22 protein-coding genes are annotated in these 21442 nt (G+C 42.8%); 15 read left to right on the plus strand and 7 right to left on the minus strand.

Features of this window, described 5'->3' with window-relative positions:
- Positions 1 to 2: 2 nt before the first annotated feature.
- From M3P07_RS14145 to M3P07_RS14160, 4 genes are all read left to right on the plus strand, one after another.
- Entirely contained in the window at positions 3 to 746 is a 744-nt protein-coding gene (locus M3P07_RS14145; RefSeq protein ID WP_249970583.1) for a hypothetical protein, read from the plus strand.
- 84 nt (positions 747 to 830) lie between these two features.
- Positions 831 to 2090 carry a POTRA domain-containing protein gene (locus tag M3P07_RS14150; protein WP_249970584.1) on the plus strand — a complete coding sequence of 420 codons (1260 nt, stop codon included), beginning with the start codon at positions 831 to 833 and terminating at the stop codon, positions 2088 to 2090.
- Between the two features lie 80 nt (positions 2091 to 2170).
- The gene (locus M3P07_RS14155; RefSeq protein ID WP_249970585.1) at positions 2171 to 3103 is read left to right on the plus strand and encodes an N-acetylmuramoyl-L-alanine amidase; all 933 of its coding nucleotides are present in this window, start codon (positions 2171 to 2173) and stop codon (positions 3101 to 3103) included.
- Between the two features lie 10 nt (positions 3104 to 3113).
- Positions 3114 to 4142: an N-acetylmuramoyl-L-alanine amidase family protein gene (locus M3P07_RS14160; RefSeq protein ID WP_319946577.1), complete on the plus strand. Its 1029-nt coding sequence runs from the start codon at positions 3114 to 3116 to the stop codon at positions 4140 to 4142.
- Here the strand turns inward: M3P07_RS14160 and M3P07_RS14165 are convergent.
- From M3P07_RS14165 to M3P07_RS14185, 5 genes are read right to left on the minus strand one after another with little or no spacing between them, the layout of a single operon-like run.
- On the minus strand, positions 4136 to 4840 hold the full coding sequence (locus M3P07_RS14165) for a TIGR04283 family arsenosugar biosynthesis glycosyltransferase (protein ID WP_249970586.1): 705 nt from the start codon (positions 4838 to 4840) through the stop codon (positions 4136 to 4138). The genes M3P07_RS14160 and M3P07_RS14165 overlap by 7 nt on opposite strands.
- On the minus strand, positions 4827 to 5588 hold the full coding sequence (locus M3P07_RS14170; RefSeq protein ID WP_249970587.1) for a DUF547 domain-containing protein: 762 nt from the start codon (positions 5586 to 5588) through the stop codon (positions 4827 to 4829). The genes M3P07_RS14165 and M3P07_RS14170 overlap by 14 nt, the downstream gene beginning before the upstream one ends.
- Positions 5589 to 5634: 46 nt before the next feature.
- Positions 5635 to 6600: an arsenosugar biosynthesis arsenite methyltransferase ArsM gene (gene arsM / locus M3P07_RS14175; RefSeq protein ID WP_249970588.1), complete on the minus strand. Its 966-nt coding sequence runs from the start codon at positions 6598 to 6600 to the stop codon at positions 5635 to 5637.
- Positions 6597 to 7412: a purine-nucleoside phosphorylase gene (locus M3P07_RS14180; RefSeq protein WP_249970589.1), complete on the minus strand. Its 816-nt coding sequence runs from the start codon at positions 7410 to 7412 to the stop codon at positions 6597 to 6599. Before M3P07_RS14180 ends, arsM begins: the two co-directional genes overlap by 4 nt.
- Complete coding sequence (locus M3P07_RS14185) at positions 7409 to 8029, minus strand: TIGR04282 family arsenosugar biosynthesis glycosyltransferase (RefSeq protein WP_249970590.1); 621 nt, start codon at positions 8027 to 8029, stop codon at positions 7409 to 7411. The genes M3P07_RS14180 and M3P07_RS14185 overlap by 4 nt, the downstream gene beginning before the upstream one ends.
- 226 nt (positions 8030 to 8255) lie before the next feature.
- Between M3P07_RS14185 and M3P07_RS14190 the strand changes: the two genes are divergently transcribed.
- The 4 genes from M3P07_RS14190 to M3P07_RS14205 all read left to right on the plus strand — a co-directional run bounded on the left by M3P07_RS14190 (position 8256) and on the right by M3P07_RS14205 (position 13605).
- Positions 8256 to 9722, plus strand: coding sequence for a glycoside hydrolase family 32 protein (locus tag M3P07_RS14190; RefSeq protein ID WP_249970591.1), 1467 nt, complete (start codon positions 8256 to 8258; stop codon positions 9720 to 9722).
- An 86-nt stretch (positions 9723 to 9808) separates the two neighbouring features.
- The gene (locus tag M3P07_RS14195) at positions 9809 to 11629 is read left to right on the plus strand and encodes a pyruvate kinase (protein ID WP_249970592.1); all 1821 of its coding nucleotides are present in this window, start codon (positions 9809 to 9811) and stop codon (positions 11627 to 11629) included.
- Positions 11630 to 11747: 118 nt separating this feature from the next.
- The gene (gap, locus tag M3P07_RS14200) at positions 11748 to 12740 is read left to right on the plus strand and encodes a type I glyceraldehyde-3-phosphate dehydrogenase (RefSeq protein ID WP_249970593.1); all 993 of its coding nucleotides are present in this window, start codon (positions 11748 to 11750) and stop codon (positions 12738 to 12740) included.
- Between the two features lie 403 nt (positions 12741 to 13143).
- Positions 13144 to 13605: a hypothetical protein gene (locus M3P07_RS14205; RefSeq protein WP_249970594.1), complete on the plus strand. Its 462-nt coding sequence runs from the start codon at positions 13144 to 13146 to the stop codon at positions 13603 to 13605.
- Between the two features lie 13 nt (positions 13606 to 13618).
- On the opposite strand, the gene M3P07_RS14210 is transcribed toward M3P07_RS14205, so the two are convergent.
- Entirely contained in the window at positions 13619 to 13846 is a 228-nt protein-coding gene (locus tag M3P07_RS14210; RefSeq protein ID WP_249970595.1) for a hypothetical protein, read from the minus strand.
- A gap of 224 nt (positions 13847 to 14070) precedes the next feature.
- On the opposite strand from M3P07_RS14210, the gene M3P07_RS14215 reads away from it, so the two are divergent.
- Positions 14071 to 14952 (plus strand): NHL repeat-containing protein, encoded by an 882-nt coding sequence (locus tag M3P07_RS14215; protein ID WP_249970596.1) that lies wholly within the window; start codon positions 14071 to 14073, stop codon positions 14950 to 14952.
- Here the strand turns inward: M3P07_RS14215 and M3P07_RS14220 are convergent.
- On the minus strand, positions 14949 to 15395 hold the full coding sequence (locus M3P07_RS14220) for a hypothetical protein (protein ID WP_249970597.1): 447 nt from the start codon (positions 15393 to 15395) through the stop codon (positions 14949 to 14951). The two genes, M3P07_RS14215 and M3P07_RS14220, sit on opposite strands and share 4 nt — an antisense overlap.
- A gap of 119 nt (positions 15396 to 15514) precedes the next feature.
- Here M3P07_RS14220 and M3P07_RS14225 point away from each other — a divergent pair, with 119 nt between their 5' ends.
- The 6 genes from M3P07_RS14225 to M3P07_RS14250 all read left to right on the plus strand — a co-directional run bounded on the left by M3P07_RS14225 (position 15515) and on the right by M3P07_RS14250 (position 21394).
- Entirely contained in the window at positions 15515 to 15757 is a 243-nt protein-coding gene (locus M3P07_RS14225; RefSeq protein ID WP_249970598.1) for a helix-turn-helix domain-containing protein, read from the plus strand.
- Between the two features lie 126 nt (positions 15758 to 15883).
- Complete coding sequence (locus M3P07_RS14230; protein WP_249970599.1) at positions 15884 to 16231, plus strand: hypothetical protein; 348 nt, start codon at positions 15884 to 15886, stop codon at positions 16229 to 16231.
- Between the two features lie 331 nt (positions 16232 to 16562).
- Complete coding sequence (locus M3P07_RS14235; protein ID WP_249970600.1) at positions 16563 to 17120, plus strand: hypothetical protein; 558 nt, start codon at positions 16563 to 16565, stop codon at positions 17118 to 17120.
- A 278-nt stretch (positions 17121 to 17398) separates the two neighbouring features.
- On the plus strand, positions 17399 to 18349 hold the full coding sequence (locus M3P07_RS14240) for a bifunctional helix-turn-helix transcriptional regulator/GNAT family N-acetyltransferase (RefSeq protein ID WP_249970601.1): 951 nt from the start codon (positions 17399 to 17401) through the stop codon (positions 18347 to 18349).
- Between the two features lie 331 nt (positions 18350 to 18680).
- Entirely contained in the window at positions 18681 to 20231 is a 1551-nt protein-coding gene (locus M3P07_RS14245) for a zinc-dependent metalloprotease (protein ID WP_249970602.1), read from the plus strand.
- Positions 20232 to 20443: 212 nt separating this feature from the next.
- Positions 20444 to 21394 carry a sugar phosphate isomerase/epimerase family protein gene (locus tag M3P07_RS14250; protein WP_249970603.1) on the plus strand — a complete coding sequence of 317 codons (951 nt, stop codon included), beginning with the start codon at positions 20444 to 20446 and terminating at the stop codon, positions 21392 to 21394.
- The last annotated feature ends 48 nt before the right edge of the window (positions 21395 to 21442 follow it).

A 21442-nucleotide genomic window follows, 5' to 3' on the forward strand; every position in this document is an offset into this window, starting at 1 on the left:
AGATGATCAAAAGTAGCCTTATTTCCAGCCTTTTAGCAGTTACATTGATTTTGGTTTCCTGTAGTTCCGACAGTGTGGAACTCCCACCAGAAGGAACTTTGGCTGCCGATATAGCAGATAAGGAGATGGTTTTGGGAAATGTAATTGCTTGCGCGGCGAGCAATGAAGACCCTTCGGTAGTCAGTGTCTTTTTATATCCAAGAGAGGGTGTATCCAACATCAATTTTTATGAAACGGAAAATCTGGAAGTGGATGAGAACAATTTTTCCAGCTACACCAAGGGTGCTGCAGAACTTATTGATGTATTCAACGGCTATTTATTAAAATATGAAATTGTGCCTGAGCTTGAAAAGTGGGTAATCGTCACTTTTGAAGAAAATGGAAAAGTCCACCTTTCCAATCCAATCCGGTTAAAACACACGACCAATCCCACCGAATATTTACCTCAGATTGTAACCGTGGATAATAGTAGCGATATGCCTGTTTTTTCATGGGAAGATGGAACATTCGAAGACACCGTAATTTACTTTCAAGTGGTTTCTAATGAAAATGATAATCTGTTATCTGGAACCTATACGGTCGATCAAATGTTTCAATATTACAATTTAGACAATGTGGTACTGAACATTACGGTTGCCGAACCGCCTTCCCTAACATTGGGAAACAATTACAATTTTTCTTTGTTGGCAGTTAGTGAGGATAATTGGGTAAATCTCTTTGCTGAGGTAAATTTTACCTTGGAATAACATGATAGGCCCCAATACTTTTCATTCTGTGATACTCTTTTTGGCGTATTGGCCTATATTTAAGTCAAAATTTTGATGGCCGCTATGAGAAATTTTCTGTCCGTACTGCTTCTATTGATAGCGGTGTCTGGATACGCTCAATATAAAGTAGCGGATGTAAAGGTTCAGGGGAATGAGCGGACCACTACCAATTTCATAAAGAAAATAGTGCGCCTAAAACCAGGAATGGCCCTGGATTCTACCCTCATGGATCAAGACATCTACCGTCTTAAGCGGTTACCGTCCATTTCCCATGCGTACTATCAAGTTTTTCCGGCGTTGGAAGAGGGTACGTATAACGTGTATTATGGCGTAGAGGAGAATTTCACCCTAATTCCTTTCGCCAACGTATATACCTCCAACGATGGGGAATTTGCGTTCCGATTGGGCCTGCAGGAATTCAATTTATTCGGAAACAATGTTACCCTGGGAGGATTTTACCAACGAGATGTTTTCAACTCTTATGGGGTCCATTTACGGGCGCCCTATTTGTTTAGCAACAAGTTGGGGCTGGCCGTGAGTTATCAGAACTTAAGGACCCAAGAACCCGTTTTTTTGGATAATGGAACAGCAGACTACCGATATAACAATAAGGCCTTTGAAGTACTGGGCCTTTTTGAGGTCAATTTTCAGAACAGGTTTGAATTTGGCATCAATTTTTTTACTGAAAATTACGACTACCTCTTTGGGGAAACGGCCCCCAATGTGCCGCAAGATTTGGAAGTGGACAAGTATCTGTTGAAACTGATTTATAACTACGATGGCATAGAATACTACTATCAATACCTATCCGGTTTTAAAAGCTCCTTAAATTTTCAATACGTGCATAGCACGAGTGGCATGTTGCCAGAATTTGTGATAGGTTTTAACGATTTCACCTATTTTCAGCGTGTTGGAAAAAGGGGAAATTGGGCCAATCGCCTACGTTTGGGCCTATCCAGTAACATCGACACCCCTTTTGCCCCTTTTGCTGTGGACAATAACCTGAACATTCGCGGCGTGGGAAATATTATCGATAGGGGAACCGGCGCTATTGTGCTCAATACCGAGTACCGACATACCCTAATAGATAAGGACTGGTTTGTGTTGCAGAGCAATGTGTTTATCGACGGGGGAACTTGGCGCAACCCAGGTGGGGATTTTAGCGATTTTAGTGATGAACAAAACCTTAGAATCTACCCGGGTATTGGGGTGAGATTTATCCATAAGCGTATTTTTAATGCCATTTTTAGGATTGATTATGGCCATGGAATTACCAATATGGGAGCAAAAGGAATTGTTTTTGGCATTGGCCAATATTTTTGAGCAAATAAACCCCCATATTTCTTTCCTGTTCGGTTGATTTTTCTGAACTTTGCCTAGCACCCCTGCAACTTGTGAATTCAATGAGATTTATACCAACATTTTTGTTGTGTGTTGGCATGCAATGTATGCTATTCGCCCAAGAAAACTACTACACCGTGGTCGCCGAAAAAGGCGATGGTATCTTCTCAATGCTCAGAAAACAGGGGTTGGATCCCGTGAAGCATTATGAGGAATTTATCATCCTGAATAAAGACGATATTAAGGATGGCAGTTTGTTGCATATAGGCAGGAATTATAAAATTCCCATATCCGAGGATTCCTACAAGACAAAAGGAGTGCAAGTTTCTACTACAGACCAAGAAGAAAAGCCTCTTTTTGATGCAGAATTAGGGAAAATGTACCACAAAAGTGAAGCGCTAAAAGATGCGGTTTATTATCTGATTGCCGAAGACAGTGCTTCAGCACAAAACCACTTTGTAGCAGATATCACCAAGAACTTGGCCGCGGAACTCTTGGAGCAAGGAGCCACGGTCTATGTAATGGGCAATACGGAAGAGCAGGAGCAGGAAGTCGAAGTGGATCAAACGCAAATGGAAAAACTGGGCAGTTATATTGATGCCATCAACAAAAGGTATCTGCAGCATCAGGGCAAATATCAACGCTTATTGGTTATCAGGGCCAATGGAATACTACAGAGCGGAAATTTGGATGTTTCGGTTTACCATCACGACAAAAGTGAACAAGGACAGCGATTGGCCGAAAATCTTCAGAATGTCTTCAAGAAAAACAGCGCCGTAAAAAAATCAGAAATAAATAGTAAGACCTTCGAGGACAAGAGCACCCTCTTTCTGGCCAAGAATACCTTACCTGCCGTTAGCATGATCACGGTAAACAAACACACCAAGAAAAGCACCGAAAATGCCATTCCCGTGCGTTCCGATAAAAGGGCGTTCGCCAACTGGATCACGGATGGTATTTTAAAGGATTATGCCGAACTTTCCTTGGAAGAGTAACACAGTTTTCTTGTCAATTCACCGAATTCCATACCTGTTTGTGCTTTTTTGTTTGTGCTGCACCTTCCTTGGTACGGCCCAGGATTCCATTGTACAGGTGACAGCCCAAACAGGAGATGGCATATATTCCTTATTGAGAAGACACGGGGTCGACCCAACCAAGTATTATAAGGATTTTCTAAACTTGAATAAAGAAAATCTAAAAAGTGACCATCAGTTGTACGCCGGCAATGTATACCGAATCCCTTTTGTTGCAAATGACGACAGGATAGCACCCGATTCCGAAGAAATAGAAAAAATGCAGTATCCCATTTTTGGTGATGCATATGCTACCGTTGAGCCATTGAGCAACCGATTGGAAAATACGGTGTACTATCTTATCTCGGGTCATGGAGGGCCTGATCCCGGAGCAATTGAAAATTATGCAGGCAAATTAATCTCTGAAGATGAATATGCCTACGACGTTACATTGCGATTGGCACGTGAGCTTTTGTCACATGGTGCTGAGGTACATATAATTGTACGTGATGAAAATGATGGCATCAGGGATAACAGAATTCTTGATCTTGATACCGATGAAGTTGTTTATCCGAACAAACCCATTCCTTTGAATCAAAAACAAAGACTTAAACAAAGGGTAGACGTGGTAAACCGACTGTATTTACAAAATAGGGGGAAATACCAGAGATTGATTGTGACCCATGTTGATGGCCGTGCTTCAGGCACCAATATTGATGTGTTCTTTTACCATCATCACAAGAGTAAAAATGGGAAACGTCTGGCAGAAAGTATACATGAAACGTTCAATAGGAAATACAAAAAGTTTCAGCCGAATAGACAATACACCGGTACCTTTAAAGATAGAAGCAACCTTTATTTGGTCAAAAATACATTGCCAGCAATTGCCTATATAGAAATAGGGAATATCCGCAGCAAAAAAGACCAACGTAGGATATTGGATCCTGACAACCGACAAGCTTTGGCAAAATGGATTTCGGAGGGCGTTTTATTGGATTTTGAAACAAGTTCCAATCAATAGCCTAGAATGTTTTTTGCGTAGTAGCGATATAACTCATCGGGCTTGGCCCCCAAATAATTTTTTAGGTGGATCATGCCAAAATGGAATTGGATTTTAACCCAACCTTTTTCCCTGTATTTTCTTGCTGAGGTAACCACGGCATCAGGTAAAATTTTAAAGGTGGTATGCTGGTAGAGCCGGGTTATGAATTCGGTGTCCTCATAGATCAGATAAGCCTCATTAAAACCATTGGTTCTTTTAAAAACGTTCTTTTTCACAAAGAGGGATTGGTCGCCCCCTCTGCACAGTCTATGGTTTACGCGGGACATATAAGCGAAGAATCGCAAAAAAGGGTTCCGGGTATCAAATTTCATTCGAAAACAGCCGGAATCATACCCTTGGTTGACCGCTTTAAGAATTTTTTCATCAAAGTTTTTTGGGGTAAAGGTGTCCGCATGTAAAAAGTAAAGGATGTCGCCCTCCGCCTTTTTTGCGCCATAATTCATTTGCTTTGCCCTGCCCCTCTGAGATTGCATTACTTTTGCTCCATGGGCTTCAGCAACCTCTACGGTCTTATCCTGACTCCCGCCATCCACACAGATTACCTCTTGGATATTTTTGGGACTCCCAGTTTGGGCAAGTTGGTCCAGGACTTTCCCAATTAATTTTTCCTCGTTTAGAACAGGAATTATAACGCTAATGGTCTTATTTGACTTCATTCAAACTCCAATCGTAATCCAAAAATTCAATTTGTGCATTTATTGGGGCGGGATTATCGAGATACTGGTTGATAAATCCCAGCAGGCTTTCATCTTCCGTGAAATCCCCCTTGAACCACCGAAATATTTTGGAGAGATAGGCCCTGTTCCCTTCAAAGCGATTTCGTTTTTTATCATTGACGAAATCAACCGCAGATTTGGACAGTAACCGTTCCATGCTTTGGGCCGTAAACGGGACATTAAGCAATTTGGGACAGGAGTGGGACGCACAATTAATGGCAAAGTGTATTCTTGGCTCTCCCATTTTTCGAAGTATTTGATGTTCCACATAACCCAAAGAAACCCTACGGTCTCCAAGAGCTATCCATTTTTTCTTCCACCGACTTGGAATATCCCGTATGCTCCCTATCGGATAATGGTCCACAATCAGTTTTACGGTCGCGGCATTGTACAGATTGATGTAAAAGGCCAATTTTTGGTTGTTATCCCATTGCGTGGTAGGTGGATTTAGTGAAAGTTCCAATAAATACGAATCCAGTTGGGATACGTCCCCCTTAAAACCCAGATAGTCCACATTGCCGTCACCATCCACATATTTTTTGAGGAGATCTCCCCAAGCCTGGTGGCTGGGATAATCTATTTGATGGACAATTGGATTATCCTGTTTTACCTTGGAATCTGAGCTTGGATACGCACCAAGACTCCACACCAAAAGAAATATCAATGGCCAATTTAGGGATAGACCCATAGCAACTTTTTACGATAAAAGAGGGGCATTTAAGCCCCAATAAATTTTAACAACACCCTCCCCCGTTATAGTGCCAGGTGCTTTCACTGACAAATATCTCATCCGAAGCCTGCTTTAGGGCGGCGGCAGTTTTGTCGCATACGGCAAGGGGCTGGTTTTGAAGCAATACATGTCCGTTGTTGTCATCAAAGTATTCTTCATTCCCAAAATAAATGGCCGTTTTGCCAGTAAACATGCAAGGTCCGTCCTCTGGCATGGGGTCTTTAATAGCTGCAATCTCTATGGATTCAATATAAACCAGTTCGTCCGTTGGGTAGTGGTTCGGTGATAATACACGATACGCCCTACGCCCCCTAATTTCTATGGTGCCAAAGCCTGCATCGGTCAGCACCTTAACGTAATCTTTGATAGGAATACTTCCGCTCAGGCAAAGAGCCCGCAATCTATCGTCATTTCGTAACTCCTCGTTCATGGGCTGTTCGCATGTGGGGTCGCTCATTACCAAGCGGCCGTGGGGCTTCAGTACCCGGTACATTTCGGAAACCGCCTTTTTCAAATCTTCCATCTTAAAGATGTTGAACAAGCAATTCTGGGCCGCAACGTCAATGCTTTCATCGGCAACGGGAAGGTTTAGCGCATCTCCCTTTACCAAATCCACATATTCACTTTTAAACCAGTCGTTTTCCTCTTCGGCAATTTTGAAGTTGTTTCGGGAAGCTTCCAACATCTCATCTACAGAATCAACACCGATTACACCCCCTTTTTGTCGGGAAAAGTAGGAGAATTGCAACAGCTCCATGCCCCCGCCAACACCCACATAAAGGACTTTGGGGTCATTAACTAAATCTTGTGCGGAAACGGTGCTCCCACAACCATAGTTCATTTCCTGCATGATCTTGGGAATGGAAAGTCCCGGAAACTGCCAAATAGGATTGGTCGTACAGCACAACCCAACATCGGGGGTCAAGGCAGCCTCTTTGTATAAATCTTGGGTAGCATCTAAATAGCTCATATTTCTTGAATTAGTTCTTTGAACAATTGTATCATTTTTGGTTCTGTATTCCCGGCAATCTCAATAATCTCTTGGATATTAACAGGTTGCAAATTGTCCGGGTCGCATTCATCGGTCAAAACCGATACGGCCACAATGGGTAGTCGTAAATGATTGGCAACAATTACTTCGGGCACGGTACTCATTCCCACGGCATCGGCACCCAATATCTTGAGCATTCGATATTCCGCTTTGGTTTCCAACTGTGGGCCCACTACCGAGGCATACACTCCTTTTCGTAGCGAAATTCCATTTTTGGCAGCAATAGATTCCAGTTTGTTCCGCATTTCCAAGTCATAGGGTTCGGCCATATCCACAAAACGGTCGCCAAATTCGGCCACATTTTTAAATGCCAAAGGGGAACCACCCTGAAGATTAATGTGGTCTTCAATGAGCATCATATCGCCTTTTTTGTAATCGAGATTAATGGCACCTGCTGCATTGGAGACAAACAGCTTTTGGATTCCCAGAAGCCGCATCACTCGGATAGGATAGGTAATATCCAAAAAGTCGTACCCTTCGTACAGGTGGAACCTGCCCTGCATCACCACCACTTTTTTGTTGGCAATGGTCCCGTAGATAAGCTTCCCGGAATGGAATTCCACCGTGGCCAACGGAAAATAGGGAATGTGGTTGTAGTGGGCTTCGATGGCCCCCTCGATCTCGCCCACCAATTGTCCGAGACCGGTTCCTAGTACTATCCCAATTTCTGGGGAGTCAAACCCCTTTTTTTTCAAATATTCTACAGATTCCTCAAGCTGTTTTTTGGTCATTCCTTAATATGTTTTAGAAAAGGCTGGAAAGCCTCAATATCTTTAATGTCTTCATAATGGTCCACATCGTTTTTGATGGGCAGTACGGCACAGGTTTCACCAACCAAATCCTTTAGGGTGGATGGGAGTACCGTGTCCGTTCCCCAACTTTTGTGGAGAAAAAGTTCCTTTTTCAAGCGGGTCATTCCCAAGAGATAATAACCTCCATCCTCTGCAGGACCCAATGCAAAATCATGGTGCTCCAAATGGGAAAATGCCGATTCCAAATCCCCTTGGGACAAATCGTACATATCACTTCCAATAATAATGATTTTTTCATAACCGGATTCAAAACCCTCTTGGAAGGCATGCAGCATCCGTTGGCCCAAATCGTCCCCTTTTTGCAACTTTTTTTGGTAGTGCGCCGTGGGCCATACATCGTCTTCCCAAATTTCTTCGGAATAGAAGACCCACTTATCGCTGGCCAGTCCTTTGGTTAGCCCAACAGTATGGGACAATAGGAACTTATAGATTTCCAAAGCTGCCAAATCCCCGACCTTGGCCGCTAATCGGGTTTTACATTTGCCCAATTCGGGATTGCGGGTGAAAATTAGAAGTAAGGAATCGGTTTGATGCAAAGGAAAACTGTTTTGGGGAATAGGCTGTTAGAACGATGTATAAGTTCGATAAGACCTTCAAAAATTACACTCAAAGATACATTTTTAGGAATGCGAAGGAAGAATATTGGTATCTTAATATGCTAATTAATCCATCCACCATATGCGAACAATTGTTATATTCTTCCTTGGAATTTGTTTACTGGTTTCCTGCAAAAAAACCAAGGAATCACCTCAAGAGGAACCCATGAAAACTTCGGCATATTATCAAGAGGCGTATCGTCCCCAATTTCATTTTTCACCAGAAGAGAAATGGATGAACGATCCCAATGGCCTCGTGTTTAACGAAGGGATTTACCATTTGTTCTATCAATACTATCCCGACGACATTGTTTGGGGACCCATGCATTGGGGCCATGCTGTGAGTACGGACATGGTACATTGGGAACACAAACCCATTGCTTTGTATCCGGACGAGCACGGGCTTATTTTTTCCGGGAGCGCAGTGGTTGATAAAAGTAATACTTCAGGTTTTGCCAAGAATGGGGAAACTCCCTTGGTAGCAGCTTTTACCTATCATTTAATGGAAGGAGAAAAAGCGGGCAGGAAGGACTTTCAGACCCAGGGGATCGCTTATAGTTTGGACAATGGGGAATCTTGGGCCAAATATGAGGGTAACCCCGTAATTGGGAATAATGGTATCAAGGATTTTAGGGACCCCAAGGTGTTTTGGCACCAAGACACCCAAAGTTGGATAATGGCCTTGGTAGCCGGCGACCATGCCAAGTTTTACAGCTCACCAAATTTAAAGGATTGGACACATATCAGTGATTTTGGGAAAACCCATGGTGCACATGGTGGAGTTTGGGAATGCCCAGACCTGTTTCAGCTCCAAGTAGAGGGTTCCGATGAGCAGCAGTGGGTCTTGATCATAAGCATCAACCCAGGCGCACCCAATGGAGGAAGTGGCACCCAGTATTTTATTGGAGATTTTGATGGGGTCAAATTCACGACCGACCAAAAAGAACCCAAATGGTTGGATTATGGAACGGATAATTATGCTGGTGTAACCTATAACAATACCCCAAATGGAGAGCGGATTTTTATCGGATGGATGAGCAATTGGGACTATGCTAGGGATACCCCCACGGAAAAATGGCGAAGTGCTATGACGCTGCCACGAAATCTATCGCTTAGAAAAATAGGAGACGATTATTGGTTGGCAAATTCCCCTTTGGAAGCTGTAAGTGGGCTCGCAACCTCCGTTTTAGTAGAAAATTTTGAAGTCGCTGGCGGGGAGACCAAGAACCTTCAAATTGAGGGATTGCAGCAGTCCAAAATTGCATTTGGGACGGCATCCAAGAACTTTAAAATTACCTTGGGCAACGAATTGGGCGAAACCTTGGTGCTAAAGATGGATCCCAAAGACAATTCGCTGGTTTTGGACCGAATGAATTCAGGTAAGGTCCAATTTCAAACTGAATTTGGGAACAAAAAACACCGTGCTCCCTTGAATCAATTGAAGGATGGTCACTTCAATGTATCCTTGTATTTGGACTGGTGTTCCATAGAGGTTTTTGTGGACGACGGACTTTTTGCAATAACCGACCAAATCTTTCCAACCGTACCCTATAACCAATTGACGATAGAAAATGAAGATACTGAAAAGGCCATACAAAACGTGACCATAAAAAAGATGGAATCGGTATGGTAAGTCTTGACCGTTGGGAGCACACCTGATTTATGTCAGGATTTTATTCCGCTCTACTTATGAACTTTACCTAGTACTAAAACCAATTTATGGACATAGACCTGGAAAAACTTGAAGAAATTGCCTATCAGCTCAAAGGGATGGTCGAAACCATCAAAACCCAAGAACAAGAAAATCAGGAGCTTTTGGACCAGGTCTGTGAAACGTATAAAGAAAGTGCCCAGAACCTGATACATTATGGCACCTTTCGGAGTTTTGATGTTCGGGGTCTTCAAAAAAAATTAAAGCGCTTGGGACTAAGTCGCTTTGGAAACGCTGAAGGCAATATCCTGGGTAGTTTGGAAAATGCCCATGCCCTTATCAGTCAACTTGGCGATAAAACAAACAAGAGCGAATCCAACGGCCATTTAAAAATTGGTGGGGGCAAAAAGATGCTCAAAAAACACTCCAATCAACTTTTTGGGGAAAAGCGTGAAAACCGGCGGGTGAAAATCATGGTCACCCAACCCACACAGGCAGCTGTTGACTACAATTTGGTCTTGGATATGGTCCGTAATGGGATGGACTGTGCGCGAATCAATTGTGCCCACGACGACAATGCCGTTTGGAAGGCCATCGTTGATCATGTTAGAAAAGCAGGTTCGGAATGTGGTATCCCCGTTAAAATTGCCATGGATCTCGCAGGGCCTAAAATAAGGACGGGTCCATTGGAACCCGGACCCAAGGTGAAAAAATTCAGCCCCAAAAGATCCTCGCTGGGCAGGGTGGAACATCCAGCGGAAATTAAACTGGTCCCAGAAGACCAAGCAAACCTGGCACCCGACGAGCTTCCTGTTCCCTCAAACTTGCTGGGAGAACTAAAACTTGGAGATTCCCTTGCTGTAAAAGATACCCGGGGAAAGCTTCGAAAGCTAAAAGTAGTGGACGTGCAACCCGGGCAGGTCACGGTTCAATGCAAAAAGACCATGTATGTGGAGACGGGCACCAAACTCTACCCCATACATTCACCCATGGAAGGAATTGGCATTGGGGAACTTCCTAGAATACCTCCCTTTATCACCGTGCACAACAATGATCTACTTGTGGTGACCCGTGATGGGGAACAGGGTGTCTTCCCCGAATATGATGATGTAGGGAATTTGGTCCAGCCTGGGAGCATATCCTGTATTCCCGCTTCGGTGGTGGATAGGGTCAAAGAGGGTGAGCCCATCCTCTTTGATGATGGGAAGATCGAGGGCATTATTGAAAAAACGCAACCCGACTCTTTCGTGGTCCGGATTACCAAGGCCAGGGCCAATGGGTCTAAATTAAGGGCCGAAAAGGGCATCAACTTTCCTACCCTGGATATGGGACTATCTGGATTGACTTCCAAAGACCGCAAGGATTTGGAGTTCGTTGCCGAACACGCCGACATCGTTAATTTTTCGTTCGTGAAAACTGAAAAGGATGTAGAGGAACTCCTAACGGAAATGGAAGGGTTAAAAATCAAGGACAAGGTAAGTGTGATCTTAAAGATCGAGACCCGATTTGCGTATAGAAACTTGATCAAGATTCTGTTGACCGCCATGAAGACCCAGCACATTGGCGTAATGATCGCCCGCGGGGATTTGGCCCTCGAAGTGGGATGGAAGAACATGGGGAAGGTGCAGGAAGAAATCCTGTCCATTTGTGGGGCGGCCCATGTGCCGGTGGTCTGGGCCACGCAGGTGTTGGAAGGTCTTGCCAAAAAAGGCTTGCCCTCCCGTTCCGAGATCACCGATATTTCCTCTTCTGTTAGGGCCGAATGTGTGATGCTCAACAAAGGACCCTATATTAATGAGGCCATTGCCCTACTGGATGAAATCCTTGGAAATATGGAGAGCCTGCGCAGCAAAAACGAGGGTATGTGGCCCAAAATAGATTGGATGTAAACCGTACTTCACAAGGAGCGTTTGGCGTGCGCTTCCAGAACCATCCAAACTGTAATTTTTGGCCCAATTTTCTGACTAAGGGCAAGTAAACAAGTAATAACAAAAGCACACTAAAAAAATGAGAATAGGAATCAACGGAATGGGCCGTATTGGACGGGCCGCTCTTAAAGTAATCAACGAGACCCCCGGTTTGGAGGTCGTGGCCGTTAACGATATTGTTTCCATAGAGAACACCGCATATTTATTAAAGTATGATACGGTATATGGGAGGTATGAAAAAGAAGTTTCGAACGAGGCCAATGCCTTGATCGTGGACGGGCAAAAAATTCATTATACTTCTATCCGAACTCCAGAGGAACTGCCTTGGGGTGAGCACCAAGTGGATTTGGTGATCGAGAGTACCGGAGTCTTCACCACAGGTGAGGATGCCGAACGCCACTTAAAGGCCGGCGCAAAGACCGTGATCATTTCGGCGCCGACCAAGAGCGCCGACACCCCAACCGTGGTGCACGGGGTAAATTCGGAGGATGGCAAGACCAATGTGTTCTCCTGTGCCAGCTGTACCACCAACAACATTAGTCCTGTGGTTGAGGTCCTGGGCAGGCGGATCGGGATTAAAAAAGCCATTATGACCACGGTGCATGCCTATACCGCGTCGCAAGGAACTGTGGATGCCCCTTCGGCCAAAAACTTTAGGATGGGACGGGCAGGCGCCCAAAACCTAATTCCGACCACTACGGGAGCGGCCATTGCAACTACCAAGGCCTTACCGGAATATGCTGGAAAATTTGATGGGGTGGCTATTAGGGTTCCAGTTCCCGTGGGTTCCATTTCGGATATGACCTTTGTTACCGAACGACCTGTGACCCCAGAGGAGGTGAACCAAATTTTGATGGAAGAGGCACAGACCGAGCGTTATGCCCACGTGCTGGATACCACGGACGAACCCATTGTGTCTTCCGACATCATTAAAAGTCCGTATGCCTCTACAGTGGATCTAAGCATGACCCGAGTGGTGGATGGCGATTTGTTGAAGGTAATGACCTGGTACGACAACGAATGGGGATTCACCAATCAGATGGTACGTCAGATACTGGAAATAAAAGGATAAACTTTCGGAAAAGGAAAATAAAAAGGGCCGGTAACGGCCCTTTTTCTGTTAGTAGATATAATGGTATAAACTCGTGATCAGCGAACATATGGAGCAAGCCAACACAGCATACCAAAATACGTATCCCATTTTTTCTTCTACAGTGTTCATTGTAATGTTATTTGTATTCTTGGTTGTTTTTGATTGCTCTCCGAAATTAAGGAGAAAGCTTCCCCATAGTGTTACATTTTTATTGGTGGGGCAAAAAAGCACATAATTGGTAGCATATATTTTGTGGATCGCAAATGGGGGTGTTTTTGCCTTGTAAGAATGGAAGGCCCTCGTATATTTTTTTGTAGGAAGACCAGTGTTATTGCTTGTAATCGAGGCGTTTGCGGTGTAACTTTGTAACAGACCAATGCCTATGAACTACGACCAAATTGACCAGTCCATCTCCAAACAAATGCGAAAATGGGGCATTCCGGCCGTTCGCATTTCCTTTGCCATTATCTTTTTTTGGTTTGGTATCCTAAAGCCCTTTGGGCTTTCTGCCGCCACCGGACTGTTAAAGGCCACTGTTGCCTGGTTGCCCTTTGGGTCGCCCGAGGTATGGTTGGTGGTAATCGGTTGGTGGGAAGTGGTGATAGGGATTACCTTTCTCTTCAAGAAAACCACCAAGATTGCCATTGCGCTGTTGCTGCTTCAAATGGTGGGCACCTTTATGCCCTTGGTGTTCTTACCGGAGATTACCTTCCAGAATGGCAACTACCTGCTACCTACACTGGAGGGGCAGTACATCATAAAAAACGTAATGATCATATCCGCGGCACTGATCGTGGGCGGTACATTATTCAAAAACAAGGGGGGAACAGGCTCCAACCTGTAAATGTGCAAAAAGCTTAAACCAGGGGAGTACCCTTCAAACGCTTTTCTATCTTACGCTTCTTTTCGGTAAGCTCCTTCATCACATCCATAAGGTTCTGGTCCTTGGTCTCCTTATAGATCTCGTTAATGGAAAGTATAAGGGCCTTGGCCTCACGCGAAGCGGCAACCCTGTCACTAGTGGACATATGACTCAAAGTTCTGCCTATAAACTCTTTTGCCTTTTCTAATAAGTCTTCGGTCATTTTTATTTAAAATTAATCTAGATCGGCTAAATATAAGGGTTAGTTTTATATTTTCTGCCTATAGGACTATCGGATTTTTATATTTATGAAATTGTTAAGAGAGCAAAGGGGATTACACGATAGTTAAAATGCCCATTTTAACAGCTTAATTTGGGAATAAATGCTACATTAAGAACTTCGAAAACCTCTGTAACCACTGATGATTAGTGGTAAAACCGGAATTTATGAAAAAATCCAAGTGTACTAAAGCCCTACTGACCATTTGGATGCTCTCTTTTTGTTTCTTGGGCATAGCGCAGGAGAAAAAAAGTGATGATTCGTCCCTTCAAATGGAAAAATGGGGAGCGAGTGCAGGGCTGATTAAGCCCGAAAGCGTGGTATTTGATGCCCAAAACCAGTGCCTGTATGTCTCCAACGGGCAAAAATTTGCACCGGGAACGGATGGATTTATCTCCAAGTTTACTGCCAACGGTAAATTGGTCCAGCTAAAATGGACCGATAGTCTTAGTAGGCCTGCCGGCATGGCCCTCTTGGACCAACAACTTTGGGTGGCCGATGTTGACCAACTCAAAGTCATCGATATTACCAACGGGAAGGTGGTAAAAAGTTATCCCGAACCCATTAAAAATTCGGGTTTAAACGATGTGGCCATAAACCCAGATGGCGAGGTGTTCGTTACCGCTTCCTTTGTACATGCGGTGTTTAAGGTGGAAGGGGATTCCCTTAAGCTTTGGACCCAAGACGAGGAACTTTTACAATGGGCCAATGGTATTTATGCCCTGGATCAGAACGTTTTGGTTGGGGGTACCCAGTTAACCTCCATCGACTTCACCGCCAAAAAAATCCGAAAAATACAGACAAACCCGCCCATTGTAGATATTGATGGCATATGGCCCGATGACCGAGGCGGGTATGTGCTGAGCACGGTGGAAGGTACCGCGCTTTGGCACCTCAATACCCAAGGCGAATCCATTTTGTTGGATCAAGGGGGTGATTATTTGGGCGACCTCCAGTTTGTACCCAATAAAGCAATGCTCTTTGTACCCAGGGGCCATCACCAAACCGGACGGTACTATTTGGCGGTGTACCACTTGGATTTGCCCTAGTCTTCGGGGAGAACATAGGGCACCCTAAACTTTTCCAATTTATGGATGTGGGTATAGGTCTGCGAAACATACACCCGAAGCTTGGGATCCTTGGCGTAGATACGGAACGATAGGGTAAGCTGGTCCGCATCCATATGCAGGTGGCCTTGATCCAAAGGACTTGGCAAGCGCAGCATGGCGGCCAAATAAAATTCTTGATGCTGGGGCGGAACAAAGTCGAAGGAAAAATTGAACACCAGATTGTCCACGACCACCATTTGTACCAGACCTTTTTCTGGCCTTTTGTTGATCACGATCCTACTGTTGCTTTTGTACACGGGCCTCATGGGCAGGTGGCTTTGGCCTGGGAGTACCAGATGATCGGCAAAGGTGACCTCCAGACTTGCATAAGAGCTTTGGTTTAGAAATTTTCGAATGGTTTGTAGAATAGGCGTGGTTTGCATGTTTGTAGGTTGTTGGATTTTTAGAAATGGGTTGATATGATAAATATAATAAAAAAGGTTGTAAACAACCCATTGAATACAATTGGTTGTATAAAACTTCTTGTTTGCAACTTTGAGTTATGTCGAAGCGTGAACGAAAAAAAGAAATACCAGAATTCTGTATAGATTTCGGGAAGCATCTTAGAGCCTTGAGAATTGAGAAAGATTTGAGCATTGAAGAAATTGCTTTTAAAGCCGGGATTGATGCTCAAAACCTACGTAAATATGAATTAGGCAAACAGGAAATGAAGATCTCCATGTTAAAGAGAATCGCGGACGCGTTTGAGATGACTACTTCGGAGTTATTGGCTTTTGACAAGTAAGCTAAGTTTTTACAAGTCAATTGGCAACCCTTTCATAAATTAGATGTTTTTTTGGACATCGTTCTAAGCATTTGAATTGAAGTATCTTTATCCAAGGGTTTTACGCAATCTTGAAAAATGTATTGAATGAAATTTATAAAAGATAGATTCTGGATAATTGTCCTTGTAGTTGTCATCTTCGGTTATAATGTTTACACAGGAGTTAATAATAAAAGCAAATGGCCGAAAGAAGCAAAAGAAGCACCAATCGAAAGCTGTTTGAAAGATTCTAGAAACCAAGGAGAAAAACATCCCGTTCTAACCAAAGAATATTGCGAATGTTCTGTACAAAATATCCAAGCCCAATATGAATACAATGAATTCGTTGAAATTAGTGGGCAATCATCTGAGATTGTAAGCACAAAATTGCTTCCCAGTTTTGAAAAGTGCTTTCCTGAATATCAGCGGGCCATTATAGAAGTAACCAAGGAATAATAGTACAGCAATGGCTATAGTTCATTGTGGCAAAAAACTAAATCGATGTTTAATTTATAGATTATTACCTCTGCTCCCGCAAGATTACATGGTCAAGCTGGGTGCAAGCGCATCTTGTGGAATTCTATGTTTACTTTAGTGTGATGGCACCACCATTTATAAACTACCGTAGGGTGGGCCTGCAAATTATAGCTGGGGCCATATTCCAAAATTTATGCTAAAAAATATAATTCTAGTCATAATCCTAAATTTTTGCCTTTTAACATTCGGACAAAACGAGCAAACGCACCTCAATGATTTCTTTTCGAAAACTGAGATTGAGGACTTAAACATGATTGCCGACTTTTTTCAGATGGAACTTTGCGGAAAAGTGGACAAGGCAATATTTGGTGATTGTTTGGTAAGTTCAATTCCTCAGCTATTGGATTGGGAACAAAATTTTCTGGAGAACAAAATTGGTTGGAAAAAGCAGAAAAAATTATATTCCAAAATCTCAGATACAACTTTTCAAAAAATCTGGAGCATTTGCAAAGCTTGGAGGGCTATTGAGCCAAAATATGAATACGAAGAACTTTGTTTTAGCTTCAATAATACCTTTATAGATTTTGTCAACAACCTTCAAAAATCAAACCCATTAATTGAAGCTTACTCACGGAGTTTAGAAAATGTTGGAAGTTTTCCTTTTTGGAGATATTTTCTGAACAATGTACGTGACTACCCCAATAAAATTGATTTAAAAGATAGAGGGGTTCAAATTCTTGTGGCAATACATTTTTTAACATTAAACGACCAAGCTAAAAGGGACAAGAAAGCAATGCGACTTGAAAAAAGGGATTTAAGAAAAATGAACAGGAATGCTAAACGGATAAACAAAAAAGACTGTGGCTAATTGAGGCTTAGTTTTTTGGTCCTTCGCTCCAACAAAATTACCTAGTCAAGCTTGGGGCAAGTGCATCTTGTGGGTTCCTATTCTCGATACCTCCCGAATTTCATTCGGGATACTCGAACTGACGTTTATATAGCATCTCAAGATTACTTTGATTAATTTGGTGTGATGGACCCCACCAGTTTTAAACTGGTGGTAGCCAAGAGGATGTGTTTTAAAGAATAATTTGATTTTATGAAACACCTTTCATATTTTTGTGCAAGTACTTTCATAAATTACATATGACCGATATTTTAAATGAATTAGGGTTTCTTGCCGGAGCTTCAAGATTTCGCAGAATTAGTGAAAAACTGCAACAAGATGGCGACAAGATTTATTCAGATGCCAATATTCAATTCAAGGCAAGTTGGTTTTCCGTTTATTACGTTTTAGCAAAATCAGATTCCCCGCAAACTATACTTGAAATTTCCAATCAAATTGACTTTTCCCATATTACGGTAAAGAATATTTTACGTGAACTAAAAAGAGAAGAACTAGTCAGTATTAAACCCAACCCTAACGATAAACGCTCAAAATTAGTTGAACTGACTACAAAAGGGAAAGCGCTACAAAAGGAACTTGAACCGCTATGGCTTTCGTTTTCAAATACTCTCAAAGACCTTTTCTCCATCGGACATCCAGATATGATCAATATTTTGAATAGACTTGATTGGGAGATTAATAATAAACCAATAAATGAGCGTATCCATCAACCCAAGGGCGAAATTGTTAAAATCATTGACTATAAACCCGGCCTAAAAAAATACTTCTATGAATTGGCAGGGCCTTGGCTATTGGGCGTTTTGAATGGGGAATTAGAAGAAGAGGACAAATTCACTTTGAACAATCCAGACAAAGCCTATTTGGAAAATGGAGGGTTTCTTTTTTATGCAAAGTTTAAGAGTGAAATAGTGGGTTGTGTCGCCCTAAAGCGATTAGATGATGACACTTTTGAATTTGCTAAGCTATTCATTGATCCAAACCATAGAAAACTAGGAATAGGAACCAAACTAATAGAACGTTGCATAAGTCGTTGTTTAGAAAATGATGCTAAGGAATTGTGGTTACAAACCACGATGAGTATGCCACAAGCTCATAAACTATACTACAAGCTTGGATTTAATGATAAATTGTCACCACCCCAAATGGACGTATTGGAAAGAACAGAAAAAGTTATGTGTCTTTCATTATAATTCCTACACTACCCACCGTTCTTGCAGCTTGCCACTTTTGGAATGTTTAATTTATAGTAAAACCATAGAATTATTACCTGACGATTGCTTTAAGTCTCATTTGACCATTTATTGAAATTAAGGAGTAGTAAAAATCAACTATATAAATAAGGATATTTACTATAACTAGTATAGTATTTGCATTATATACAAGAATTTGGTCATCCCATACAGTTTTTGGGTCAATTCAATTTTTATGTACTATTTTGTAAATCAGACACTTACCTTTTTGGGCAATACTTGCTCTAAAGGAAGATTGTTCCCTCTACTTTTCATAGTAACATACTAGAACATGGGTTTCTTTAGTAGTATCGGCAATGCTGTTTCCTCGGCAGCATCTGCAGTTGGAGATTTTGTCGAGGATACTGTCGATGCCGTTGTAGATACGGTAGAGGATGTAGTGGATACCGTAACCGATGCGGTTGAGAGCGGAGTTGAGGCGGCAACGGATTGGCTATGTGATAATACCGGGAGCGTTGGTTGTGCTGTGGGCAATGTTATTGGCGGACTGATCAGTGGTGCTGTCAAGGGGTTTTCGGACATCATGCACGGGGTGTTCGACGTAGTACGGGACTTGGGAGGGATTCTTGGTTCCATTCTGCGTTTTGATTTACCCGGACTGCTCAAAAACTTGGGGAATTTGGTGCAAAATATTTTCGATCTTGGAATAGATGCAGGTAGATTTGTACTAGGTGGCTATGCAGTGGGTGGTATTGTGGAAAAGTTCAAGAGATCGCAGCTCAAGAAATTCGTAGAAAAACTGGTTGACGACACCTTTGGAGATAATCCAGAACTGTTGGAAACCGTGCGAAAGAATATTGGTCTTGAAGGCAAGCGGTTTGGGTTTAGGCTACCCTCCAAACACCTAACGTTTTACCTGGATTCAGCAAACACACCTTTGTGGAGAATGCACAATGATGGAGATATTGATCTTTACGCTATGGCCGGACTTCTGAGTTTTGATTCTTTCGCCATAGGGATCGCACATCCCAACACTGTGGTGAAATCTGTGGCTGATGACGGAACAGAGAACTTTTGGCCAGTAAATAGATGGACAATTTCCAAATACCTCGAAAGCGAAGGAAGGGAAAAAAGACTTCGCGTTTATGCGATCTCAAAGCGAGTGGTTTCCCAAATGTTGGATACTTCCGCAAGGAAGTTGGACGATATTGGGGTAATATTGGAATGGAACGACCGAAAAAACTTTTCGTGGTTTGGTGGGCAAACAGGCATAGAGGTAACTGAGTCTGAATACGATATGAACTCGAATCGGATTGAATCTTTGCTAGGCCAACCTGAATATAACAGAGAACCCAACATAAATTGTACTTTGATTGCTTTAGGAGCTTTTAAATTGGATAATTTTGGTCGAGTTGGAGGGCGTAATATTCTAGAATGCGATAGCTTTCCCGATGATTGTGAGACTCCAGGCAGGGATGATGAATGCTGTATAACAATTGATAGAGGTGTTCCCTCTGGTGTAATTTATCGCGATGTATACCCAACAGATACCTTTCAATATATTCTTGCCCATGAAATTGGACATTATTTGGGGCTTTGTCACTGTGGGCATGATGGTTTTCAAAACATAATGTATACATCTAGGTCCCTTAACTTTTTTGACCCTGGGATAGTTAGTTTGTATTGGGACAGCGAGCCCCATTTCTCGCTTAAAGATGGCAAGAATGCTTGGAGATTCATTGTAGATCAACTACGTCCTTGCATAACTGGAGAACCAGAGTTTATTCAAATCGATGACGTTGTTAGAACCCGAAGTTCATCTTTGCACAGTTGTGGCGTAGTTAAGCGAGAAACTAGGGAAGAGGCTAAGGTATTAATGTAATTCTAGCGTAAGTTCACATAGTTAGGCGAGTTGCAAGTGCGCTTGCGCTCCCAGTTCTCGAAATATTTTCCTTCGGAAACCACCTGGTTCTCGATACCTCCCAAATTTCATTCTGGCCACCCGAACTGAAGTTTTTGTGATGTACTACGTTTACATTGTTTAACTTGTAGGGAGTATTTGGGCCGAGTTTATCACTAAAAAAAAAGAACGGTATGAAAAGAAGGGTTTTTTTGGAAAAGTGTGCGTGGAGCACTGGTGTTTTGGCTGCTTCACCCTTAATGACCTACGGTTACAACCCACTGGTTGTGGCAACGGTAATGCAACCCAATGATTTAAAAATATCGTTGGCGCAGTGGTCCTTGCATCGTCAATTTCAGAATGGGACCCTCAATGCAGATGATTTTGCCCATATATCCATTGACACCTATGGCATAAACGCCGTGGAATACGTAAACGGATTTTATAAAAAATACGGGAACGATGAGCGCTTTTGGGCCAATATGAAAGCACGGGCAGACAAAGCTGGGGTCAATAGCTTGTTGATCATGGTGGATGAAGAGGGCGACCTGGGAGCGGCCAAGGACAAGGAAAGAAAAAAGGCTGTTGAAAATCATTATAAATGGGTTAATGCCGCTAAAATATTGGGATGCCATTCCATTAGGGTCAATGCCTTTGGGGCCAGCGACAGGGATACCTTTAGGTCGACCATGGCAGATGGTCTGGGACGCTTGTCCGACTATGCCGCCAAGGAAAACATCAATATTGTGATTGAAAATCATGGCCTCTATAGCTCGGATGCCAAATTGATCACCGAGATTATTCAACAGGTCAATAGCCCAAATGTTGGCACCCTGCCCGATTTTGGAAATTGGTGCCTTTCTGCAAAATGGGGAAGTACCAAGGGCGACTGCGAAGCGGCTTACGATATCTATCAAGGCGTATCCGAGTTTTTGCCCTTCGCCAAGGGCGTCAGTGCCAAGTCGTACAACTTTAATGCTGAGGGCGAACACCCTTCCATAGATTATCACAAGATGCTAAAAATTGTAAAGGATTTTGGTTATAAGGGGCACATTGGCATAGAGTACGAAGGGGATGGCCCAGAACATGAGGGCATCCTCCAAACAAAAGCATTGATAGAAAAAGTGTGGAATAGTTTGGATTAGGGAATGTAGCCATTCCGGATAAGCTTATCTCCAATATTATTTAGAGTT

It is taken from the genome of Flagellimonas myxillae, from assembly GCF_023502235.1.
Classification (GTDB): domain Bacteria; phylum Bacteroidota; class Bacteroidia; order Flavobacteriales; family Flavobacteriaceae; genus Flagellimonas; species Flagellimonas myxillae.

Excerpts from the sequence above, each read along its gene's own strand:
- M3P07_RS14240 (WP_249970601.1), top strand. The coding sequence starts at position 17,399 with ATGACCGATATTTTAAATGAATTAGGGTTTCTTGCCGGAGCTTCAAGA.
- arsM (WP_249970588.1), bottom strand. The coding sequence starts at position 6,600 with ATGAGCTATTTAGATGCTACCCAAGATTTATACAAAGAGGCTGCCTTG.
- M3P07_RS14190 (WP_249970591.1), top strand. The coding sequence starts at position 8,256 with ATGAAAACTTCGGCATATTATCAAGAGGCGTATCGTCCCCAATTTCAT.
- M3P07_RS14165 (WP_249970586.1), bottom strand. The coding sequence starts at position 4,840 with ATGAAGTCAAATAAGACCATTAGCGTTATAATTCCTGTTCTAAACGAG.
- M3P07_RS14225 (WP_249970598.1), top strand. The coding sequence starts at position 15,515 with ATGTCGAAGCGTGAACGAAAAAAAGAAATACCAGAATTCTGTATAGAT.
- M3P07_RS14245 (WP_249970602.1), top strand. The coding sequence starts at position 18,681 with ATGGGTTTCTTTAGTAGTATCGGCAATGCTGTTTCCTCGGCAGCATCT.
- M3P07_RS14155 (WP_249970585.1), top strand. The coding sequence starts at position 2,171 with ATGAGATTTATACCAACATTTTTGTTGTGTGTTGGCATGCAATGTATG.
- M3P07_RS14145 (WP_249970583.1), top strand. The coding sequence starts at position 3 with ATGATCAAAAGTAGCCTTATTTCCAGCCTTTTAGCAGTTACATTGATT.
- M3P07_RS14230 (WP_249970599.1), top strand. The coding sequence starts at position 15,884 with ATGAAATTTATAAAAGATAGATTCTGGATAATTGTCCTTGTAGTTGTC.
- M3P07_RS14180 (WP_249970589.1), bottom strand. The coding sequence starts at position 7,412 with ATGACCAAAAAACAGCTTGAGGAATCTGTAGAATATTTGAAAAAAAAG.
- M3P07_RS14220 (WP_249970597.1), bottom strand. The coding sequence starts at position 15,395 with ATGCAAACCACGCCTATTCTACAAACCATTCGAAAATTTCTAAACCAA.
- M3P07_RS14195 (WP_249970592.1), top strand. The coding sequence starts at position 9,809 with ATGGACATAGACCTGGAAAAACTTGAAGAAATTGCCTATCAGCTCAAA.
- M3P07_RS14205 (WP_249970594.1), top strand. The coding sequence starts at position 13,144 with ATGAACTACGACCAAATTGACCAGTCCATCTCCAAACAAATGCGAAAA.
- gap (WP_249970593.1), top strand. The coding sequence starts at position 11,748 with ATGAGAATAGGAATCAACGGAATGGGCCGTATTGGACGGGCCGCTCTT.
- M3P07_RS14150 (WP_249970584.1), top strand. The coding sequence starts at position 831 with ATGAGAAATTTTCTGTCCGTACTGCTTCTATTGATAGCGGTGTCTGGA.
- M3P07_RS14170 (WP_249970587.1), bottom strand. The coding sequence starts at position 5,588 with ATGGGTCTATCCCTAAATTGGCCATTGATATTTCTTTTGGTGTGGAGT.
- M3P07_RS14235 (WP_249970600.1), top strand. The coding sequence starts at position 16,563 with ATGATTGCCGACTTTTTTCAGATGGAACTTTGCGGAAAAGTGGACAAG.
- M3P07_RS14210 (WP_249970595.1), bottom strand. The coding sequence starts at position 13,846 with ATGACCGAAGACTTATTAGAAAAGGCAAAAGAGTTTATAGGCAGAACT.
- M3P07_RS14250 (WP_249970603.1), top strand. The coding sequence starts at position 20,444 with ATGAAAAGAAGGGTTTTTTTGGAAAAGTGTGCGTGGAGCACTGGTGTT.
- M3P07_RS14215 (WP_249970596.1), top strand. The coding sequence starts at position 14,071 with ATGAAAAAATCCAAGTGTACTAAAGCCCTACTGACCATTTGGATGCTC.